The sequence below is a fragment of the Shewanella sp. cp20 genome (assembly GCF_000832025.1).
Taxonomy (GTDB): domain Bacteria; phylum Pseudomonadota; class Gammaproteobacteria; order Enterobacterales; family Shewanellaceae; genus Shewanella.
In genome coordinates, this window is record NZ_JPII01000007.1 from 74,587 (window position 1) to 94,448 (window position 19,862).

The window sequence follows — 19,862 nt, forward strand, 5'->3', positions numbered from 1 at the left end:
CGAGATTATTCGTCGCTGTCTCCCAGAGAGAGTAGGGTAGCGTTACCGCCGATGGCGGTGATGTTGTTGGTACGTGTCTTCTCGGTCACGAAACGGGTCAGGTAGTGTGGACCACCGGCCTTAGGACCCGTGCCCGACAGGCCCTGGCCGCCGAACGGCTGCACGCCAACCACGGCGCCGATCTGGTTACGGTTGATGTAGACGTTACCTACGTTCACCTTGTCGGCCACTTCTAGCGCGTGACCTTCGTTACGGCTGTGGATCCCCAGGGTCAGACCGAAACCGGTAGAGTTGATGTCGTCGATCACCTTAGGCAGATCGGCCGCCTTGTAGCGGATAACGTGCAGGATAGGACCGAAGTGTTCCTTCTCCAGTACCTTGATAGAGTCTATCTCTACCGCGGTCGGTGCCACGAAGTGACCATTTTCGGTGCCTGCCGGCAACTCTAGCTGGTTGATCAGACGACCCACCTGCTTGATATGGTCGATGTGGGCGTTCAGGTTCGCCTTGGCGGTGGCGTCGATAACCGGGCCGACATCCGTCTTCACCGAACCTGGGTTGCCTATGGTCAGCTCGTCCATGGCGCCCTTCATCACGTCGATCACGCGATCGGCGATATCTTCCTGTAGGTAGAGCACGCGCAGCGCCGAACAGCGTTGACCTGCACTGGTGAACGAAGAAGACACTACGTCGTTAACCACCTGCTCAGGCTGTGAGGTTGAGTCCACCACCATGGCGTTCTGACCACCCGTCTCGGCGATCAGCGGGATGATGGCGCCGTCGCGCTGGGCCAGGGTCAGGTTGATGCGCTTAGCGGTCACGGTAGAGCCGGTAAAGCAGACGCCGCCGATACGCTCATCGGCCGTGATGGTCGCGCCAACAGTCGCACCCGTGCCAGGCAGGAACTGCAGGGCTTCCTTAGGAATACCGGCTTCATGGGCCAGCTGCACCGCGCGGTAACCCACGATAGAGGTCTGCTCGGCAGGCTTGGCAACGACAGTGTTACCCGCCGCCAGCGCCGCAGTGACCTGACCGAGGAAGATTGCCAGCGGGAAGTTCCATGGGCTGATACAGACGAATACGCCACGTCCCTGCAGGAACAGCTCGTTCAGCTCACCCGTTGGGCCAGGCAGTAGCTCTGGCTTGCCCATCATCTTCTTGGCTTGCACCGCGTAGTAACGACAGAAGTCGACCGCCTCGCGCACCTCGTCGATGCCGTCTTGAATGCTCTTGCCCGCTTCTCGGGTACACAGAGCGATCAGCTCTTCGCGGTTCTCTTCCAGCAGATCCGCCAGCTTCTGCAGCGCGTTGGCACGCACTTCTACCGGAGTCGAGCACCAGCTGCCGAAGGCGTTGTGGGCACTGGCCAGGGCCTGTTCGATCGCCTGGTTGTTGGCGAAGGCAACCTTGCCGACAATCTGTGTGGTGTCGTATGGGCTCTTGACCTCAATGGTGTCACCGCTGAGGGTTTCGCCATCGACGATAGGGCCGGCAGACCACTGCTGGTCTTTAAACTTGTCCAGCGCGGCGAAGAAAGGCTCAGATTCTGAGATGATGTTCATGTTGATTCCCTTGGAGTTTTTACGCTCGGCGCCGAAGATGTCGATCGGCTGAACGATTTTATTGTTGGCTAGGGTTTTATAGCTTTGTAGGGTCGTCAATGGGTGGACAACCAAAGATTCGATCGGTGTCTTAGGGTCGACCAGCTTGTGCACGAACGAGGTGTTGGCGCCGTTTTCCAGCAGGCGACGCACCAGGTAAGGTAGCAGATCTTTATGGGCACCCACAGGGGCGTAGATACGAACCGTGCTGACGCCGCTCTCGGCCAGCAGGGTGTCGTACAGCTCTTCGCCCATGCCGTGCAGGCGCTGGAACTCATACAGGCGGTCGCCTGCCATGTCGGTGATGGCGGCAACGGTCTGGGCGTTGTGGCTGGCAAACTGCGGGTAGATGGCGCCGCGGGTGGCATCAGACAGCAGGTAGCGTGCACAGGCCAGGTAAGACACGTCTGTGCCCGCCTTGCGGGTAAATAGCGGGTAGCCGCCTTCGCCGGCGACCTGAGCCCATTTGAGCTCGCTGTCCCAGTAGGCCCCCTTTACCAGACGCACAGGGATCTCATCGCCCTGATCTTTGGCCAGGCGGGTGATCCAGCACAGCACAGGCAGGGCACGCTTAGAGTAGGCCTGAACCACTATGCCTAGCAGGCCCCAGCCCTTGGCGGCGTCAGAGTTATACAACTTCTGGAACAGCTTGAGTGACAGCTCGAGACGGTCAACCTCTTCGGCATCGATAGAGACGCCCACGTTGAGGCTGCGGGCTTGAGAGACCAGCTTGACCAGGGTGTCATACAGCTCGGTCATGGTTCTGTCTTCGTTGGCCACCTCATAGCGAGGGTGTAGCGCAGACAGCTTGATAGAGATGGTTGGGCGTGGCGCCTCGCTCTCATCGTACTGCTGAGCGCCCAGTGCCGCGATGGCATTGGAGTAATCCTGGTAGTATTTCTGCGCGTCTTTCATGGTCAGGGCCGCTTCGCCCAGCATGTCGTAGCTGTGGGTGTAGCCCAGCTTGCGCTTGTCGGTACTGTTCTTCAGCGCCTCTTGCACAGTGCGGCCAAGGACGAACTGCTTACCCATGATCTTCATCGCGGCGAGCATGGCCTGACGGATCACTGGCTCACCCAGGCGGTTGACCAGACGGTTCAGCAGGCTGCTTGGCTTGCCATCTATGTTCTTGTCCAGGGAGATGATCTTACCCGTAAGCATCAGGCCCCAGGTAGAGGCATTGACCAGGGTCGAGTCACTCTTGCTCAGGTGCTCGTCCCACTTGGCGCCGGAGAGCTTATCGTCGATCAGTGCATCGGCGGTGGCGGCGTCAGGGATACGCAGCAGGGCTTCGGCCAGACACATGAGGATGATCCCCTCTTGGGTCTCCAGGCTGTACTGTTGCAGGAAGGCGTCGATACCGACCATGAGTCCCTTCTTGTCGTATTGACGCACCTTGTGTACCAGGTCATGGGCACGCTTGGTAATACGTTGAATCTCTTCGTCGCTCGAGGGAACAAGCTTAATCAGTTCAGAGAGGTATTGCTCTTCGTCGACAATATAGTTGTTGGTGATCGCTGTAAATAGCTCATCTAGGGTAGCTGAGTCGTAACGACCAGTCAGAACTTCACTTGCTTTGAACATAGTAATCACTTCCACCTGGACCTAAATAGGGACAGTTTTGGCTTGAACAAAAGGTAAGTTTTCAGGCGTTTAGTATTATTTTTGTATACAATCTGGCGCCTTTCGCGCGCCGATTATACATCCAAAATGTGATGAGGGACACTCTTGTGTGGGTGAATGTGACCTTTGTTTGATCTCGTCCGGCCAGAAGGCGCGCAACGCCACTGTTTATCGGGCCTGCGGGCCTGAGACCTTGGTCAATATAATGGGGACTTTATCGGCGTTTCAGGCATAAAAAAGCCAGGGACTCGGCCCTGGCTCATGCTATTCGCTCGCGCTTGTGTCGCGGGAATTACCAGCGGTTCTTCTGGCGACGACGTGGACGCGGCAGATAGACCAGGATAACCCCGATCAGCACACCGATACCGGCGATCATGCCGCCCTGTTTCATCAGCTCGAAGCGCTCATCATTTTTCAGACGAGTCAGTTCGCGGGTGGCACTGTCGCGCTCGCTCGAGGCCTTGGCCAGGGACTCTTCGGCGTTGGCCAGCTGTGAGCGTAGCTGACGGATCAACTGAGCGCTGCTGTCGCTCTCGTTGGTGATGCTCTCAAGATCGGCCTTTACCTTGGCGAGTTCGGCCTGCACTTCGGGTAGCTGTACGCGGAAGCTCTTGCCTGAGTCCAGCATCTTGCTGTCGACCCAGCCTTCGCGGCCCTTGTGGTCGACTACCTTGGCGTAGTCGTTTTGCATCTCACCCAGGTAGGTCACCGGCTGACCGGCTTCGACGCTGCCCAGAATACGGTATTGGGTGCCCGGGCCCCCGTGAATGAAGGTGTAGACGTTATCTGAGATATAACGTGTCTGCTCTGCCGCCATCAGGGTCGATGACACTAGCATCATGGCGAGAATAGATAGGAGTCTTAACACTTTGAGTTCTCTTCAGCGAAATATTGGCACATGCTAGGGATTTAGCCACCTATTTGCAAGTGCAACATGGGAAGTGTTACCAGGAATTAATCTTTGTAGTGGGTAAGTGTGGCAGACAAGTTGCACAGAAAAGATAAGCCAAAATGGAGCGGTTAAAAGTCAGCGTAAATGGAAACAAAAAAGGAAGCCCTGAGGCTTCCTTTTACTTTTCTCATCCATAGGGCTTAGCTTAGCTAAAGATACCCTTGATCATGAAGAAGAAGATGATCGACAGACCCGCGCCCGCAGGCAGGGTTACGACCCAAGAGACCACGATGTTGCGGACCACGCCGATGTTGATGGCGGCGATACCACGGGCCATACCCACACCTAGCACGGCACCGACCAGTGTCTGCGTGGTCGAGATTGGCAGGCCAGTACCCGAGGCGATAACCACGGTAGAGGCGGCAGCCAGCTCGGCGGCAAAACCACGGCTCGGTGTCAGGTGAGTGATGTTCTTACCGATAGTCTGCATTACGCGCTTACCGAAGATAGCCAGACCCATGACGATACCGAAGGCACCCAGAGGTAGGATCCACCAAACCAGTTCAGCCTTGCTGGCGATCTCGCCACCGCTATTTACCACAGAGACCACGGCGGCTAGCGGGCCAATAGCGTTAGCGACATCGTTAGAACCGTGGGCGAACGCCATACAACAAGCGGTCACAACCATCAGAATAGCGAATACCTTTTCCACGTTGCCAAACTGCGTTTGACGATCGGCGCTCTGGCTCATCTTTAGACGTTTGATGGCAATCATGCCGCCTATGCCAACCAGGATAGCGATGAAGATAGCCAGTGAGTAGGCTTCGACGTTGCTAAAGTGCAGACCCACGTGCTTCAGACCCTTCTTGATGGTCACCAGCGACATGACGAAACCTGCCAGTGCCATGTAGAAAGGCACATAACGCTTGGCGTTTTCCAGCGGGTTGTCAGTGTTGAAGATCAACTTCTGCACGCTTTGGAAGATGGTAAAGGCGATAAAGCCTGAGATCGCCGGGGTGATGACCCATGAGCCCACGATACCCAATACCTTGCTCCAGGCGACAGAATCGGCGCTCACACCTACGGCAGCGAAACCTACGATGGCGCCAACGATAGAGTGAGTGGTCGATACCGGCCAGCCCAGTGCTGACGCCACAACCAGCCAGATACCGGCAGCCAGTAGTGCCGAGATCATGCCGTATACCAGCAGCTCAGGTGAGTCGACGAAATAGGCCGAATCTATGATCCCCTTACGGATCGTGCTGGTCACTTCCCCGCCTGCGAGGTACGCGCCGGCAAATTCGAAGATCATCGCGATGATGATCGCTTGTTTAATGGTGATCGCGTTTGAACCTACTGAGGTTCCCATAGCATTAGCGACATCGTTTGCGCCAATACCCCACGCCATTAAAAATCCAAATGCAGCCGCAATGGCGATCAGCCACGGGCCATTGGTGATTAATACATCAACCATGTTGATACCTTGATAACTTTGTTTTTAGACGCGAGCTAACATTAGCTCTAGGCGGGAACCGACACGCTCGGCAAGATCTGCCAAGTCTCCAACCCACTCAATTATCTTATAGAGGAACATCACATCCACAGGGTTTAGATCATTTTCGATGCTAAACAGCTGACGACGGATTTTGATTTGAAGATCGTCTGTGTCCTCTTCAATTTTGTCGAGTTCAACGATCATTTTAGCGACAAGATCGACTTCACGGCCTCTGAAACCTGTTTCGAGCAGGTCATCGAGTTCGTTGATGGCTTGCTTAGCCTGTGCTACTGCATCTAGGCAGCGGGTCAGGTAGGCACTGAAGGTATCTTGAATTGCTTCTGGGACAAGTAGTTGACGGCCGATGATACGACCCGAAATGTCTTTCGCCTTGTTGGCGATCTTATCTTGCTGGGTAAGTAGCTCCAGTAAGTCAGTTCTTTCAACTGGCATAAACAGGCCGCCGGGAAGCGTTAAGCGGATTTCACGCTTGAGTTCGTCTGCTTCACGTTCTGCTTGGCTGATTTGCTTACGGAGTTGAACCGCTTTGTCCCAGTCACCTGCGACAGTAGCGTCAAAAAATGGTACAAGAATCGAGGCACAATCGTGCACCTTATCGATATGATCTTGTAATGGTTTAATTGGCGATTTTGCAAACACGCCCAAAATAGAGTTTACTGGCATTGCCGTGTACCTATTTAGGTTATTCCACTGTTGGAAAATGCGGGCGCATGTTAACCCAAGCGTCCACGTATTGAAACTGCGTTTTTATATAAAAACTGACAGTTTTTATTCTAACGAGTTATATATAAACTGCAATGCGAGATACTAATGGCCGATTATGACATTAATATGACATTGTGAAATTTTCATTAAAGTATAATGACACCTTCATTACAGTTCCGAATTCTAGATTAAAAAAGTGAGCAGCTGGCGAATGGAAGCCGAGATAGAGCTAAAACTATTTTTCCCCGAAAACAAACGCGAAGCCTTGGTATCACTGCTTAACAGTCTACCCCATAGCGATGCAAAAGGCGCGGTTCATCTAAGCAACAGTTACTACGATACTCAAGATCTGCAGCTCAGACGCTGGGACATGGGGCTGCGTATTCGTGGCCGCGACGGTCAATTTGAGCAGACCATCAAGACGGCTGGCACCGTGGTGGGCGGGGTGCACTCCCGTCCCGAGTACAATATTGATATCGATCAAGCAAAGGTTAATTTGTCGCTTTTCCCGAGTGATATCTGGCCAGCAGGCGCCGATATCGGCGCGGTGCAGGCCGAGTTGGTGTCGCTGTTCGATACCGACTTTACCCGCATGAGCTGGCATATCTATCTCGACGAGAGCCTGGTCGAGGTGGCGCTGGATATCGGCAGCATAAGCGCCAACGGCCAGTGCGAGCCCATCTGCGAGCTGGAGTTTGAGTTGCTGGCGGGCGATGCCCAGGCTCTGTTGGCATTGGCCGAGCGGGTGACAGAGCAGATCCCGGCGCGGCTCGGGCGAGCCAGCAAGGCGCAGCGGGGCTATCGTCTGGCGGCTATGGCCAGCCCCCTGCAGCTAGATACCCTGGCCTTTATCGCCTTGCCACAGAAGGGCACTCCGAAACAGGCCCTGGTGACCCTGCTGGAAACCGGCCTAGATCGCTGGCAGCTGCTGGAGGAGATGTTACTGGAATCCCGTCAGGCGGCGCGCCAGCTTCCCCTACTGGGCTACCGTCTGCGCGCCTGTATTCGCCTGCTGCGCTGCACGCTGGCGCAGTTTGCCCTGTTGGATGAGCCCCTGCTCGAGGCCTTCGCTGTCATAGAGTCTCAGCTAAGCTTCGTCGACAAGGGGCTGAGCCTGTGTGAGCTACTGGATGGCGATGGCGCCCTGTTGGGTAATCTGAGTGAGTCAGAGCCTCTGCTGGCGGCGGTGCGCCAGCAGCTGGCAGGGCTCGATATGGCGCGGCAGATAGATGCCATGCTGGCGGATGTGACCTATGGTCAGTTGCAGGTGCGTCTGGTGAGTCTGCTGATGGCGGTCAATGCCGGACAGGTGTATATCGGTGAGCAGCAGAGTCTGCAGGCCTTCGCGGATCAATTACAGGAAGCCTCCTGGCAGCGAATCGTCGATCTCATGCCTTCCAATGCCGAGCTGAGCAGCGAAGATTATCAGTCTTTTGCCAAGGCACTGGATGAGAGCATACTGGTCGGGGTGGCCTATGGGGAGCTGTACAAGCACAAGTCGCGGGATCAGTTTCGCGCGCCCTGGCAAGATCTTGTGTTAGGCATACGTACCCTGGGGGCCTATCGTTGCCTGAGGGAAACCGCGACTACCCAGGGGCTGGAGATAGCCGACTGGCTGGATAGCAAGGAGCAGAGCCTGCTGTTTGCCATGGAGCATTCGCGCCGCTCGGCGCTTAAGGTACAGCCCTACTGGCGATAACTGTCCAGCAGGGACATTACTCCAACAGGGACATCACTCAACGTATGACTCGGCGCAATAGCCCTGAGTCATACGTTACTTATTTTTCTCATTTAACTGCTGCTTTAGCGTCGCAATTTCTGACAGCAGTGTCTCCTGATTCTTCTCCATTCGCTGCAGTACCATCTCTAACTCATCACGCATCTGTTGGCTCTGGGCCTCCTGTCGCTGCTTGCTGTCGGGGGCGATGAAGATGGACGCCATGTAACCCGAGATCACCCCGAAGAAGCTTACGCCACAGATGATCACCAGGCCGCCGATGAAGTGCCCCACTGTGGTGACAGGATAATAGTCGCCATAGCCCACGGTGGAGATAGTCACCAGCGCCCACCAGATAGCGTTTTCGGCTGTGTTGATATTGGCGTTGGGTTCGCCGCTCTCTACCAGGAGGATCATTACTGAGGCCAGGGTGAGTATGGTCACCATGGCCACTAACAGGCTGGCCAGCGTGGTCTCCTGACGCTGGCGCATCAGGGGGATCAGGATAGAACGTGTCATGCGGATCAGGCGGATCACCCGCAGGATCTGGAAGAAACGGGCTAGCCTCAATGCCTCGATGGCGGGGATGCTGGCCACCAGATCGATCCAGTGATGCCTGAAGTAGTCGCGCTTGTCTTCGGCGCGAAATAGGTTAACAAAGAAGTAGCTGATGAAGATGATGCAGATGCTGGTGTCGACGAAGAAGAGCAGCCGGCGGGTCTCGTCATCCAGCTTGGCGAAGGTCAACATGAGTACCACGATGACCGACAGCAGGGAGAGCAGCATCATTGCCAGCTCGAAGGGAGTGGGGTTTTGGTTGATGGGCAGAAGCCAGCGCTTTCTATCGATCATGATATCGATTCCTTTTTGGCTGCGGCGCTCAAGCCGAATTTCCCTGTGAGTCGCCCTAAAATAGTATACAGCCCATGATCTTATTCGTTTTCGTCGACAAAATGAACCAGGTCATCCAACACGCGGCGTTTTATTTCCAGCTGCTCATCGGCGGACAGGCCATATTTTTCGGCCAGTTGCTGATAATCTTCCGGGCTGAGGGAGACGGTGAGGCGCGGGCGCTTAGGACGCTTGGTGGTGGCCAGCCCAAGTATGCTGCGGATCTGATCCGAGGGGCTCACCCCGGCATCTAACGCCGCCTTGCGGATGGAGTATTGAAACTTCTCGTCCAGGTCGAAGGCGACCTGGGTGGCCTTGGCGGCTTTCTGATTCTGCTGCCACTGTTCGGGAAGCAGCTTCTTATTCTTGCTCATTAGCTTGCCTTAAGGTGCTGTGGATCTCACAAAGTGGGCGGCAACACCGCCCTGTGTTGTTTATAGCTGTCCCGGCCAATATTGGCGAATATCGCTCAGGGGACGGTAGAGGGTGAGGCTGACATCAGTGTCGCCTCCTTCATACACCTCGACCTCGACGGCGCGGTTTTCCTCTTCATCCACTAGCAGATAGCTCTCGAACGGCTCGCCCGAGGTCATCCCTTCGTCTTGGGGCGGACGCATGCCGCGATAATCGGCGCGGTGGAAATAGCCAAACTGGGCGAAATTGACCTGATGATAGCGCTCACCCAGCCATCCCATGAGGGCGGCAGGGGTCTCTTTAACCTCGAGTTCGGCGTGGCTATCCTCTTCGAAGATCTCGCTAAAGGCGTCCAGATCGAACAGCTGCTCCACCTGACTGCGGGGGATCTTGATGGAGAAGGCCAGATAGGTTTCGTCGTCTTCATCCAGAGACAGGCAGAGGCTGTCGTTGCCGTGGCCCTTGAGTACCCACTCACACTGCTGTTTGCGTTGATATTCGTAGGTGTTGATCCCCTCGACTCTCAGCTGCTGACCGCGCAGTTGCTCGGGCAGGGCGAAGCTGTCATCCAGGCTGATGATGTCGCCTTTTTGTAGATGATTAGGATGGTTGAGTTGGCGCTTGGGCGCCTCTTTCTTACCAAACAATCCTTTTAAGAATCCCATGAACTACCCTCGAGAAGAATAATGGCTAGTAAATCACTGCTCATGCTGGCTTGTTAAAACCTTCGATAACCGCTTATCGAAAAACCCTGCCTTGTTAGCAAGCGTTTTCCTGCGCCATTGAAGAACGCTTACCGTGATTGGCATAAAAGCACCTTGGGCTGGGCCGCAAGGTGCTTTGATTTCGCTAGTCGCCTATGACTTACTTACGTGCCTTGAGGCGATCCAGTACCGCGTTGGCATTGGACTTCTGCTCGCCGATACCGGCCTCGGCCAGTTTGGCCTGTAGCGACTTGTCGCTGTTCTCGTCGGCCAGAGTTTCGGCGGCCTTGAGGCGGTCGTCGAACTGCTGCTGACGCGCCTTGATGCGTTCCAAAGAGTCCTTGGCGTTCAGCAGTTTAGAGTTGCTGCTGGCGAAGGAATCGGTAATGGTCGCCGTGGCCTTCTGCACGCTTTCCGTGGTCTTGACCATGCTGAGCTGACGCTGATAGTCGGCTAGCTGACGCTCTGTCTTGCGTACCAGGTCTTTCAGACGGGCGGCGTGGGCGCTAAAGTTGTCGTTGGCGCTCTGGTGCTCGGCAAGCTCCTGCTCAAGCTGGGCGATCTTCTCGGCCACTTCCAGGGCCAGGGCTTCGTTTTCCTTCTCCAGCGCCTGGGTCGCATAGCCTTCGTGCTCGGCGATGGCGCGCTTGAGGCGATCCACCTCGCGGCTGGCTTGCATCTCTTTGGCCATGACGTCGGTCAGCTCGCGCTTGGCCTTGGTCAGGTGTTTCTCTGCGTCACGGATCTCTTGTTCGAAGATGCGTGTCGAGTTGGCGTCGACTATGCTCTGGCCAACTTCGGTGGCACCACCGCGAAAGGCGGTGAGGATCTTGTTCAGTATGCCCATAATATGACTCCTCTTGGGGTAATGGCGCCGCCTTCTGCGTGGACCATTACATGACTAAATTGGTTAGCGGTTACTTTAAGAAATCGGCCAGCTCGTCGATCACTTCCAGACAGTTGTCTGACAGTACTGACAGCTCTTGCTCTATCTCTAACATGCTCGATTGCACAGACAGGGCACCATAGACCACATACTTGTCGTCGACCTTAGCAAAGGAGGACAGTGGCATAGGGATGTTGAGTTCGAGCATGGTTTCAAACATCTCGCTGCGACGTTCTTGCTTAACTTCGTCTTCGCCCCACAGGTAGCTGATGCACAGGATTTGGTTGTCCGTTACCGATACAAACACAGGGATCTCTTCGCGCCCCACAACGTTGACTTGTAGTACTTCGACGTCGCCATCTATGGGATAGCAGTCGAACTGAAAGCCGGTGTGGCTGTTGTCGCCAAGTGCATTGAGGTGGTTGGCAATGTTGTGAATGTTCATATTTATCCTCTTTGACATATTATGTCTGCGATTAAAGATAGCACTGCGACATAATATGTCAAGCGCTATTTTTGTGTTCCATTTTACCTTCAGTCGAGCGTCAGGTTTTCATCCTCTGACCAGGCGCGTTGATGGTAGTGATACAGATGCATTGAGCCTATATCGTTGACCTTCACCTGGTCTGCATGTTCATAATAATTTTTAGGAAATTCAAATGCCGCCCTGATAAGCCCAGGCGTGAGCCAGGGGTCGTCGACCGGCAGTTGATCCAGGTTCGACAGTCGCTGCCTGGCATCTTGCCCCCTAAGGGTGCCTATGCTCCAGCCCCATTCGCCGAAACTGGGCACGTTATGGTGATACTGCTCAACCTGAAAGCCCGCAGCCTGCAGCGTCTTGCCGACCGAGATGAAGGCCTTGGCGGCGTGGTAGGGGGAGGTCGACTGCACAGAGATCGCCCCGTCGCTGCTCAGTAGCTCCTTGAGCTTGCGATAGAAGAGATCCGAATAGAGCTTGTTGAGATCCGGATGACTGGGGTCGGGTAGATCCACTATGATGGCATCATACCGCTCGCCCCGTCTTATCAGCCTGTCGGCGCCGTTGAAGGCATCGTCTATCAAGAGCTCGACCCGCTCGTCGTTAAAGGCATCACCATTGAGCTTGAGTAAGGCGCGCGCCAGACGCTCGGGCATCTCTGGGTAGCCCTCCTTGAAGAGCCTCACCAGATCCGCATCGAGATCCATCAGGGTCACCTGCTTGGGTTGCCACTTGAGCACCTGTCTTAAGCCCAGCCCGTCGCCACCGCCTATGATTAACACCTTGTCGTGGCGGGCACTGGCGGCCAGGGTTGGGTGTACCAGAAAGGCGTGGTAGATATGCTCATCCTGGCTGGAGAACTGTAATCGGCCGTTGATATACAGAGAGTACACGGGCGCCAGGTGATTTCCCCGTAGCCGCTCGGTGAAGGTGAGCTGCTGAAAACGGGTCGCCTTGGCGTAGACCACCTTGTCCTTGTAGAGCAAATTATTGAAGGCCTGATCCCATTTGGGGCCATGAATGGCCAGCACCAGCAGTACACCCGTGGCGATGAGGTGACCAAGCAACAGCAGGCGGTTGAAACGGATCTTCGACCAGAAACGCCAGATAAACAGGAAGCCTGCCAGCAGGTTGAAGCTGGCGGTCAGCGCCGCGGCCAGCTGGATATCCAGGGCCAACATAAATATCACCCAGATGGCGGCGCCCACACCGGCACCTATGTAGTCGGCGCCATAGATGGTGCCGGCGTTATGCATCAGGTGCTCATCGCACAGAGACTGACGCACCCTGGCAATCAGGGGGATCTCCATGCCGATCATCAGGCCGAGTAACACGCCCCAGGCGTAGGGCAGGTATTCGCTCAGCTTCTGCAAGGTGCCGATAAAGCCGCCCTGGGGGAGCTGATCCGGCGGCAGCCCTATGGTGCTGGCGATGATGAGGGGCAGCTGCTGGCCGAAGCCGATGACGGCGGCGGTGATCAGAATCGCCAGGGCACCGCACAGGGCGACGCAGAGTTCCAGCATGGCAAAGCCGGTAAAGGCGCAGCGGATCTTGCGCGCCGCGAAGGCGCCTATGCCCATGGAGACGATCATCAGGCCGATCATTGTGTAGATGGCGGCTTCCAGAGCCCCCAGGATACGCCCGGCATAATGGGACAGCAGGTATTCGTAGATGAGGCCGCAGGCGGCCAGTACCGCCATGATCCCCAGTAGCAGGAGATCGTCGAGCCAGCTTAAGGATTTAACGCCCGCGGGGGCAGGCGTTGTGGTGTGTGTCGATTGCATTTAGGGTGAGCGTCTTAGGCCATCAGGCTAGTGAGGATCAGGGCGATGGCCACGCTGATGGCCAGCTCGACTGTGGCTATGCCTATGTTGTGTTGCTGCTCGACCTCTTCCTTCAGGTTGATCTTGGCCAGCACCAGCTTCTTCACCAGCGCCAATAGCAGGGAGAGGGCGATCAGCATGATCACCGAGAAGATCAGCCAGCCGAAAATGTTAGTCACATAGGCGGTCGGCATGAAGACGATGAAGTGGCTGGCGGCGTTAAAGCTCAGCGCCATGGCCAGCATATAGCCACTGTGACGAATCGCCACGGCGATATGGCCCTTGGCTAAGGCATCCTGCATCGAGCTGTCGTCGTGGCGCTTGGCATAGCTGCGCTCGCGCAGACGGGTCAGCAGCACTAGCATCAGCTGTGAGATGGCAAATGCGCTGAAGATGGCGATAAAGGTGTCCAGGGTCAGATCTTCGGCCCACAGCAGCACAGAGCGTATGATGATGGCGGTCGCGATGGCGGCGGTGGCATCCACTATGGCCACAGAGATGTTGCCCTTTAAGATCATGGCGTTCTTGTCTATCTCGTTCAGCGCCACCTTGTCGTGCAGGAAGCGGCCGAGTTTGATCAGAATAAGGCCGAAGATGCCGTAGGCGCTCATGCCGATGGCCTCAACCAGGTAAGACTCTGCCGCCTCGCCCGTGATGGCGCCGGTGAGCACTATGCCCAGGCCTGCCACGGCACCGGCGGTGCTGATGCCGAAGGCGAAGTTATCCCGCTCTGAGAGTTCCTGGGTGCTGTTGACCTTGACGGTCCAGCCCTGCAGGTAACGCATGGCCGTGAGCAAGATGATGGCGATAGTCAGATCTATGGCCAAGATGATTGCCAGTTCCTGGGTCAGACCGTAGTGTTGAAAAAATGTCATCTTAATATCCTTTATTTGCCCCGACGAACACTGCGCGTCGTACGACTGCTAGAGTTTCTGAAGTTACTGTTCTTAGAGTAGTTAGAGCGGAACTTGCTGCCGCCGCTTGCCCGTCCCGTGGTGCTGGTCTTAGGCGTCGAGGCGCTCTGACGCGACAGGCTGGTAGAGCCTGAACGCGACTTGGCGTAGGGGCTGTCGAAACGCTTGCCCTGACGGCTGAACTGCTTCTTGGTGCGCTCGAAGGTCTGGTTCTGGGCGCGGGCCTGCTTGGGCGAGGTGTAGCGATAGCGACCCACATCGTTGTAGTAGCTGTAGTTACGGCGGCTCGACCAGCGGTCGTAGTAGATAGGGCCGCGTACCAGGTTGGAAAACATGGAGTACATGCCGTACCAAGCCCAGAACGACATGCCGTTGCTGCCCGTCTGCCAGCTACCGTAGGCGGGGTTACCCACAAGTTGGCTGCCGGCACCAAAGTCTTCGCCGCCATTGGCGAGAATATCCGCCTCGCGGCTGATGGCATTCACCCGACTCAGGGCGCCGTCTGACATGTCGGCCACTACGTTGACCGGATCCGACAGCATGTCGTTAAACAGACTGGGGTCGGCGGCCTGGTAGAGGTTTTCCGCCTCGGCAAGCTGCTGGTCGAGATCGACAAAGTTGTTTTCGTTGCCCAGCTCCTGCAAACGCCTCTTAAGCGAGGTGTACATGGGGCCCTGGCTGCCGGCGTCTTTAGCCAGCTCCTGCAACAGTGGGGCGACGTCTGGCTTGGTTGAGGCGAGGATATCGCTATATTGCTTGAGTAGGTTGGCGTTACGCACCTCACCGTTGTCCAGCATCTGGCCTAGGGTGTCGACCCTGGATTGAGCCAACTGTTGAAACTTGGCGATCTTCTCTGGCCTGTCGTCGCCGCATCCCGCTAGGGCGAACACCAGGGTCAGTGCGAGAACACGCATTAGCATCACTGCCATGTTTTCTCCATAAATTTAGTTAGATTGAGACCGATAAATGAGTGATCAGTCTGCGACTTCTTTGCATAATATAGCGATAAGCTGGGTTATAGTAACCTGTAGTGCAGGATAAAAAGTTATCTTTACTTAGTGAGTAATATTGATGACAACTTTATGCCAAGATGATTACCGCTTGGTTGCATTAACATCTTATCTATAGCATTGATGACATAATATGTCGACCGTTTAAGGCTGAAGGATTTTTCTGGCGATGGAAAACATGAGCGAGCAAGCGTTACCCCATGAAGTCAATCAGGTTGCCGAGCAGCATTGGCAGCGCCTCGCCGAGGCCTGGCCAGATATCTCCGAGCAGCTCAGCCCGGAGCAGACTCGGGAGCTGAAAGCCATCTTCGGTCTCAGCGACTTTGTTGCCGAGCAGCTATGCCGACACCCCAACTGGATAGTCTCTCTGTTCGAGGGGCAACTCACCAACCTGGCCCGCGACAGTTTCAGCGGCGAGCTACACTCCATCCTGGCCGGCGCCAAGGATGAGGAGCAGGTCAAGGCGATACTGCGCCGCTACCGTAATCGGCAGATGGTGCGTCTCGCCTGGCGGGATTTTCTGGGCTACGCCGAACTCAACGACTCGCTGCTGGACCTCTCGGCCCTGGCCGAGGCGTTGATTATCGCCGCTCGCGACTGGCTCTACGAGCAGATGTGTCAGCAGTATGGGACGCCCTGTGACGGCGAGGGCAACCCGCAGCCCCTGATGATCTTGGGCATGGGCAAGCTGGGTGGCCGCGAGCTTAACTTCTCCTCGGATATCGACCTCATCTTCACCTTCCCCGAACACGGCGAGACCCAGGGCGGGCGTCGCAGTCAGGACAACCAGCAGTTTTTCATCCGCATGGGGCAGCGCCTGGTCAACCTGCTTAATCAGGTGACTGTGGATGGTTTCGTCTACCGGGTGGATATGCGTCTGCGCCCCTACGGCGAGAGCGGCCCCTTGGTGGTCAGCTACAGCGGCCTGGAAGACTATTATCAGGAGCAGGGGCGCGACTGGGAACGCTACGCCATGGTGAAGGCCCGCGCGTTAGGCCCATGGAGCGCCTACAGCGATGAGCTGCATGACATGCTGCGTCCCTTCGTCTATCGCCGCTATATCGATTTTTCCGCCATCGAGTCCCTGCGTAAGATGAAGCAGCTGATCACCCAGGAGGTGAGACGCCGTCGCCTGACCGATAACATCAAGCTGGGGGCGGGTGGCATTCGCGAGGTGGAGTTCGTGGTGCAGAGCTTTCAGCTGATCCGCGGCGGCCGCGAGCCGGCGCTACGCCAGCAGAGCCTGTTTGGCGCCATAGATACCCTCTATAAGCTGGGGCAGCTGGAATACCTGGCGGTGGACGAGCTTAAACAGAGCTATCTCATGCTGCGCCGGGTGGAAAACCTGCTGCAGGCCATAGGCGATCAGCAGACCCAGACTCTGCCACAACACCTGCTGGACTGGCAACGTCTCTGCTTTGCCCTGGGCATGGCGGGTGAGGCCGAGCTGCGCACTCATATCGAGTCGGCGATGGCCAAGATACATCGCTACTTCAAGGAGACGGTAGGCGGCCAGGAGAGCGACGAGGTGGCCGAGCAGTGGACCGCCCAGCTGTGGAGCCTGATTGATGATGAAGACGCCGAGTCTCTGCTGAGAGAGCACGGCGTGGAGGATGAGGAGCTCTGGCCTGCCCTGAAGAGCTGGCGTGACACCGTCGCCAAGCGCACCATAGGCCCGCGCGGGCGAGAAACCCTAGATAAATTAATGCCCTGGCTGTTGCAGGAATTCATGCAGCTGCCGACGCCGACCAAGGCCCTTATCCCAGTGACTAAGGTGGTGGATCAGATCTTGACCCGCACTACCTATCTCGAACTCTTGTTTGAAAATCCAGGTGCCCGCCAGCAGCTGGTGAGCCTGTGTCTGGCCAGTCCCTGGATTGGCGAGCAGCTGGCCAAGTTTCCCATGCTGCTGGATGAGCTGATCGATCCTGCGCAGCTGTACGACACCACATCCTTGGATGATTACCCTAGCGAGCTGCGTCAATACCTGCTGCGGGTGCCCGAGGAGGATATGGAACAGCAGATGGAGGCGCTTCGCCAGTTTAAGCTGTCGCAGCAGCTTAAGATCGCCGCCGCCGATGTCACCGGTGTGTTGCCTGTGATGCAGGTGAGTGACCATCTGACCTTCCTCGCCGAGGCGATCATCGAACAGGTGGTGCTTCAGGCCTGGCAACAGGTGAGCAAGCGACACGGCGTGCCGCCCTATCTGGCCCCCGAGGAGACGGGCTTTGCGGTGATAGGCTATGGCAAGGCCGGTGGCTTAGAGCTGGGATATGGTTCGGATCTGGACCTGGTGTTTCTGCACAACTATACCCGTGACAAGTTCCCCGACGTGCAGCAGACCAACGGCGATCGTCCTATCGACATAGGTCACTTCTACCTCAAGCTGGCACAGCGGATATTGCACCTGTTCTCGACCCGTACCACATCCGGCGAGCTGTACGAGGTGGATATGCGCCTGCGCCCATCCGGCGCTTCCGGCCTCTTGGTGAGTGAGATAGAGTATTTTGGCAGTTACCAGCGCGAAGAAGCCTGGACCTGGGAGCATCAGGCCTTGGTGCGGGCGCGTTTCCTGTTTGGCGACAATCGTCTGGCCGCGCGTTTCAGCGAGCTGAGGGCCGACGTGCTCGCCATGGAGCGAGATAAAGAACAGCTTGCGAAAGAGGTGCGCGAGATGCGCCAGAAGATGCGCGATCACCTGCTTAAGGTTGAGCAGGGCTGTTTCGATCTCAAACAGAGCCCGGGCGGCATCGCCGATATCGAGTTTATCGCCCAGTATCTGGTGTTGGCCAACACCCATGAGCATCCCGAGCTGGCGATCTGGTCCGATAATGTACGTATCTTCGAGGTGTTGTCTGAGCTTGAGTTGCTGCCTCATCTGAGCGCCCAGCACCTGACCCAGGCCTACTGCTATCTGCGTGACGAGAGCCACAGGCTGACGCTGCAACAGGCGCCGGGGCAACTGCCCCAGGAGAGCGTGGATCTGCATGTGCAGCGGGTGCTGGCGATCTATGAACAGGTGCTCAATAGCGGCCAATAGCCTTTCTGCTACACTCAAATTAGGTCTAAGACTCATGAGGTGGGCATGTGGCAGTATGTCGGGCGTTGATCTTTGCCCTTGTGGCATTTTTTAGCTGCAATGGTTCGCTATTGGCCTTAGATAAGCTGTCACAGCTTAGCTATTTCACCGAGTCTTACCCGCCCTATAATTACCGCGAGTCCCATCAGCTCAAGGGGATCGCCGTGGATCTGCTGAGTGCAGCCGCTCAGCGGGTCGACGGTCAGTTCGATCTCCGTCGTATTCAGTTGGTGCCCTGGGCCAGGGGCTATAAGCTGACCCGCACCGGCAGAAATACCGTACTCTTCTCCACCACCCGCACCCCCTATCGCGAGCCGCTGTTCGACTGGGTTGGCCCCATCTCGGCGACCCGAGTGGTTATCTTTGCCCGTACCGATCGCGGCATCAATATTACCGACGAAGATCAGCTCAATGGCTACACCATAGGGGTGATCGCCCAGGATATCGGTGAGCAGGCCCTGCTGGCCGCCGGTGTAGCGCGTGAGCAGTTGCGTCGTGCCCATGAGGCAACTTCTCTGGTGCATATGCTCAGACGGGAGAGGGTAGATCTCTGGGCCTATGAGGAGGCGGTGGGGCGCTACCTGATGAAAGGCGAGGGCGTGGATATCGACGAGTTTGAGGTGGTCTATACCCTCAAGGTGAGCGAACTCTACTATGCCTTTAGCCGTGACAGTGACCCCGAAATGCGCCACCGTCTGCAGCAGGGGATAGACAAGGTGAAGGCCACCATAGAGGCCAATGGCAAGACACAGTACGAAAATATATTGGCTAAATATCGTTAGGGTGAATTAACGCGTGTTTTTGGATACACAGTTACGTTTTATCAGCAACTTACCGCTTTTGTTCAGGCATTGGCGCACCGCCAGACTGAGGGCGATTGCTACGCTCAGGCTTAACATCACCAAGATGGCCAGCATGATAACCACCTGATATTTCACCGCTATCAAGGGATCGCTACCGCCGAGGATCTGCCCCGTCATCATACCCGGCAGGGTCACCAGTCCCATGGTGCTCATGGCGGCTATGCTGGGGGCCATGGCTTGTTGCAGGGCGCTCTGCACGAAAGGGAGCGCCGCCTGCCAGGGCGTTGCACCTAGGGCGAGCCGCCCCTGATATGTCTCCTGCTGTTCGTCGAAGGCATTAAACAGCCGTTGTAGCGCCAATATGTTACCCGACAGGCTGTTACCCAGTAACATGCCCGCCAGGGGGATAAGATATTGTGCCTGGTAGACAGGTGTAGGCCGTAGCAGGGCGAGCAGGAGTAGCGCCAGCAGGGGAAGCAGGCTGATGCTGAGGCTAAAGAGCAGGGGCAGTAGTAATCTTGTCTTTGGGAGTTTGGCACCGCCTAAGATGGCGCTGGCCCCCACAAGCAACATGACAAACAGCCAGAGCAGATTGATCCACAGGCTCTCCAGGTTGAACAGAAACTTGAGATAGATACCCACCAAGATGAGCTGCAGCGTCATGCGGGCGGCGGCCAGCAGCATGGTCTTACCCAGCTTGAGACGAAACAGCAGGCAGATCCCCAGAGGCACAAGCAGCACCAGCATGAAGAGCGCCAGCGGCAGCCAGCCAATATCCAGACTCGCCTGCATCTGAGTCTCCATGG

16 protein-coding genes are annotated in these 19,862 nt (G+C 56.3%); 3 read left to right on the forward strand and 13 right to left on the reverse strand.

Features of this window, described 5'->3' with window-relative positions:
- Positions 1–5: 5 nt before the first annotated feature.
- The 4 genes from putA to DB48_RS00675 form a co-directional block, all read right to left on the reverse strand.
- On the reverse strand, positions 6–3,185 hold the full coding sequence (gene putA / locus DB48_RS00660; RefSeq protein WP_041508406.1) for a bifunctional proline dehydrogenase/L-glutamate gamma-semialdehyde dehydrogenase PutA: 3,180 nt from the start codon (positions 3,183–3,185) through the stop codon (positions 6–8).
- 331 nt (positions 3,186–3,516) lie between these two features.
- On the reverse strand, positions 3,517–4,065 hold the full coding sequence (locus tag DB48_RS00665) for a TIGR04211 family SH3 domain-containing protein (RefSeq protein ID WP_041508407.1): 549 nt from the start codon (positions 4,063–4,065) through the stop codon (positions 3,517–3,519).
- Between the two features lie 256 nt (positions 4,066–4,321).
- A complete protein-coding gene (locus DB48_RS00670; RefSeq protein ID WP_041508408.1) occupies positions 4,322–5,590 on the reverse strand; it encodes an inorganic phosphate transporter in 1,269 nt (422 codons plus the stop codon).
- 24 nt (positions 5,591–5,614) lie between these two features.
- On the reverse strand, positions 5,615–6,295 hold the full coding sequence (locus DB48_RS00675) for a TIGR00153 family protein (RefSeq protein ID WP_041508409.1): 681 nt from the start codon (positions 6,293–6,295) through the stop codon (positions 5,615–5,617).
- A 253-nt stretch (positions 6,296–6,548) separates the two neighbouring features.
- On the opposite strand from DB48_RS00675, the gene DB48_RS00680 reads away from it, so the two are divergent.
- Entirely contained in the window at positions 6,549–8,036 is a 1,488-nt protein-coding gene (locus DB48_RS00680) for a CYTH domain-containing protein (RefSeq protein ID WP_041508410.1), read from the forward strand.
- Between the two features lie 75 nt (positions 8,037–8,111).
- Here DB48_RS00680 and DB48_RS00685 read toward each other — a convergent pair whose 3' ends face one another.
- The 8 genes from DB48_RS00685 to DB48_RS00720 form a co-directional block, all read right to left on the reverse strand.
- Positions 8,112–8,906: a potassium channel family protein gene (locus DB48_RS00685; RefSeq protein WP_041508411.1), complete on the reverse strand. Its 795-nt coding sequence runs from the start codon at positions 8,904–8,906 to the stop codon at positions 8,112–8,114.
- A gap of 80 nt (positions 8,907–8,986) precedes the next feature.
- Positions 8,987–9,319, reverse strand: a complete 333-nt coding sequence (locus DB48_RS00690; RefSeq protein ID WP_041508412.1) for a hypothetical protein — start codon at positions 9,317–9,319, stop codon at positions 8,987–8,989.
- Positions 9,320–9,379: 60 nt separating this feature from the next.
- Positions 9,380–10,024, reverse strand: a complete 645-nt coding sequence (locus DB48_RS00695) for a DUF4178 domain-containing protein (protein ID WP_041508413.1) — start codon at positions 10,022–10,024, stop codon at positions 9,380–9,382.
- A 199-nt stretch (positions 10,025–10,223) separates the two neighbouring features.
- Positions 10,224–10,910 (reverse strand): PspA/IM30 family protein, encoded by a 687-nt coding sequence (locus tag DB48_RS00700; protein ID WP_041508414.1) that lies wholly within the window; start codon positions 10,908–10,910, stop codon positions 10,224–10,226.
- A gap of 70 nt (positions 10,911–10,980) precedes the next feature.
- Positions 10,981–11,394 (reverse strand): YjfI family protein, encoded by a 414-nt coding sequence (locus DB48_RS00705; RefSeq protein ID WP_041508415.1) that lies wholly within the window; start codon positions 11,392–11,394, stop codon positions 10,981–10,983.
- A gap of 89 nt (positions 11,395–11,483) precedes the next feature.
- Positions 11,484–13,211, reverse strand: coding sequence for a polyamine aminopropyltransferase (locus tag DB48_RS00710; protein WP_041508416.1), 1,728 nt, complete (start codon positions 13,209–13,211; stop codon positions 11,484–11,486).
- A gap of 14 nt (positions 13,212–13,225) precedes the next feature.
- On the reverse strand, positions 13,226–14,125 hold the full coding sequence (locus tag DB48_RS00715) for a DUF350 domain-containing protein (RefSeq protein WP_041508417.1): 900 nt from the start codon (positions 14,123–14,125) through the stop codon (positions 13,226–13,228).
- A gap of 11 nt (positions 14,126–14,136) precedes the next feature.
- Entirely contained in the window at positions 14,137–15,093 is a 957-nt protein-coding gene (locus DB48_RS00720) for a hypothetical protein (protein WP_041508418.1), read from the reverse strand.
- Positions 15,094–15,343: 250 nt separating this feature from the next.
- Between DB48_RS00720 and glnE the strand changes: the two genes are divergently transcribed.
- Together glnE and DB48_RS00730 are read left to right on the forward strand one after the other, a co-directional pair.
- On the forward strand, positions 15,344–18,214 hold the full coding sequence (gene glnE, locus DB48_RS00725) for a bifunctional [glutamate--ammonia ligase]-adenylyl-L-tyrosine phosphorylase/[glutamate--ammonia-ligase] adenylyltransferase (RefSeq protein ID WP_443018600.1): 2,871 nt from the start codon (positions 15,344–15,346) through the stop codon (positions 18,212–18,214).
- A 110-nt stretch (positions 18,215–18,324) separates the two neighbouring features.
- Positions 18,325–19,035, forward strand: coding sequence for a substrate-binding periplasmic protein (locus DB48_RS00730; protein WP_235375298.1), 711 nt, complete (start codon positions 18,325–18,327; stop codon positions 19,033–19,035).
- Between the two features lie 6 nt (positions 19,036–19,041).
- Here the strand turns inward: DB48_RS00730 and DB48_RS00735 are convergent, their stop codons facing one another.
- Positions 19,042–19,860 carry an ABC transporter permease gene (locus DB48_RS00735; RefSeq protein WP_235375299.1) on the reverse strand — a complete coding sequence of 273 codons (819 nt, stop codon included), beginning with the start codon at positions 19,858–19,860 and terminating at the stop codon, positions 19,042–19,044.
- Positions 19,861–19,862: the final 2 nt, after the last annotated feature.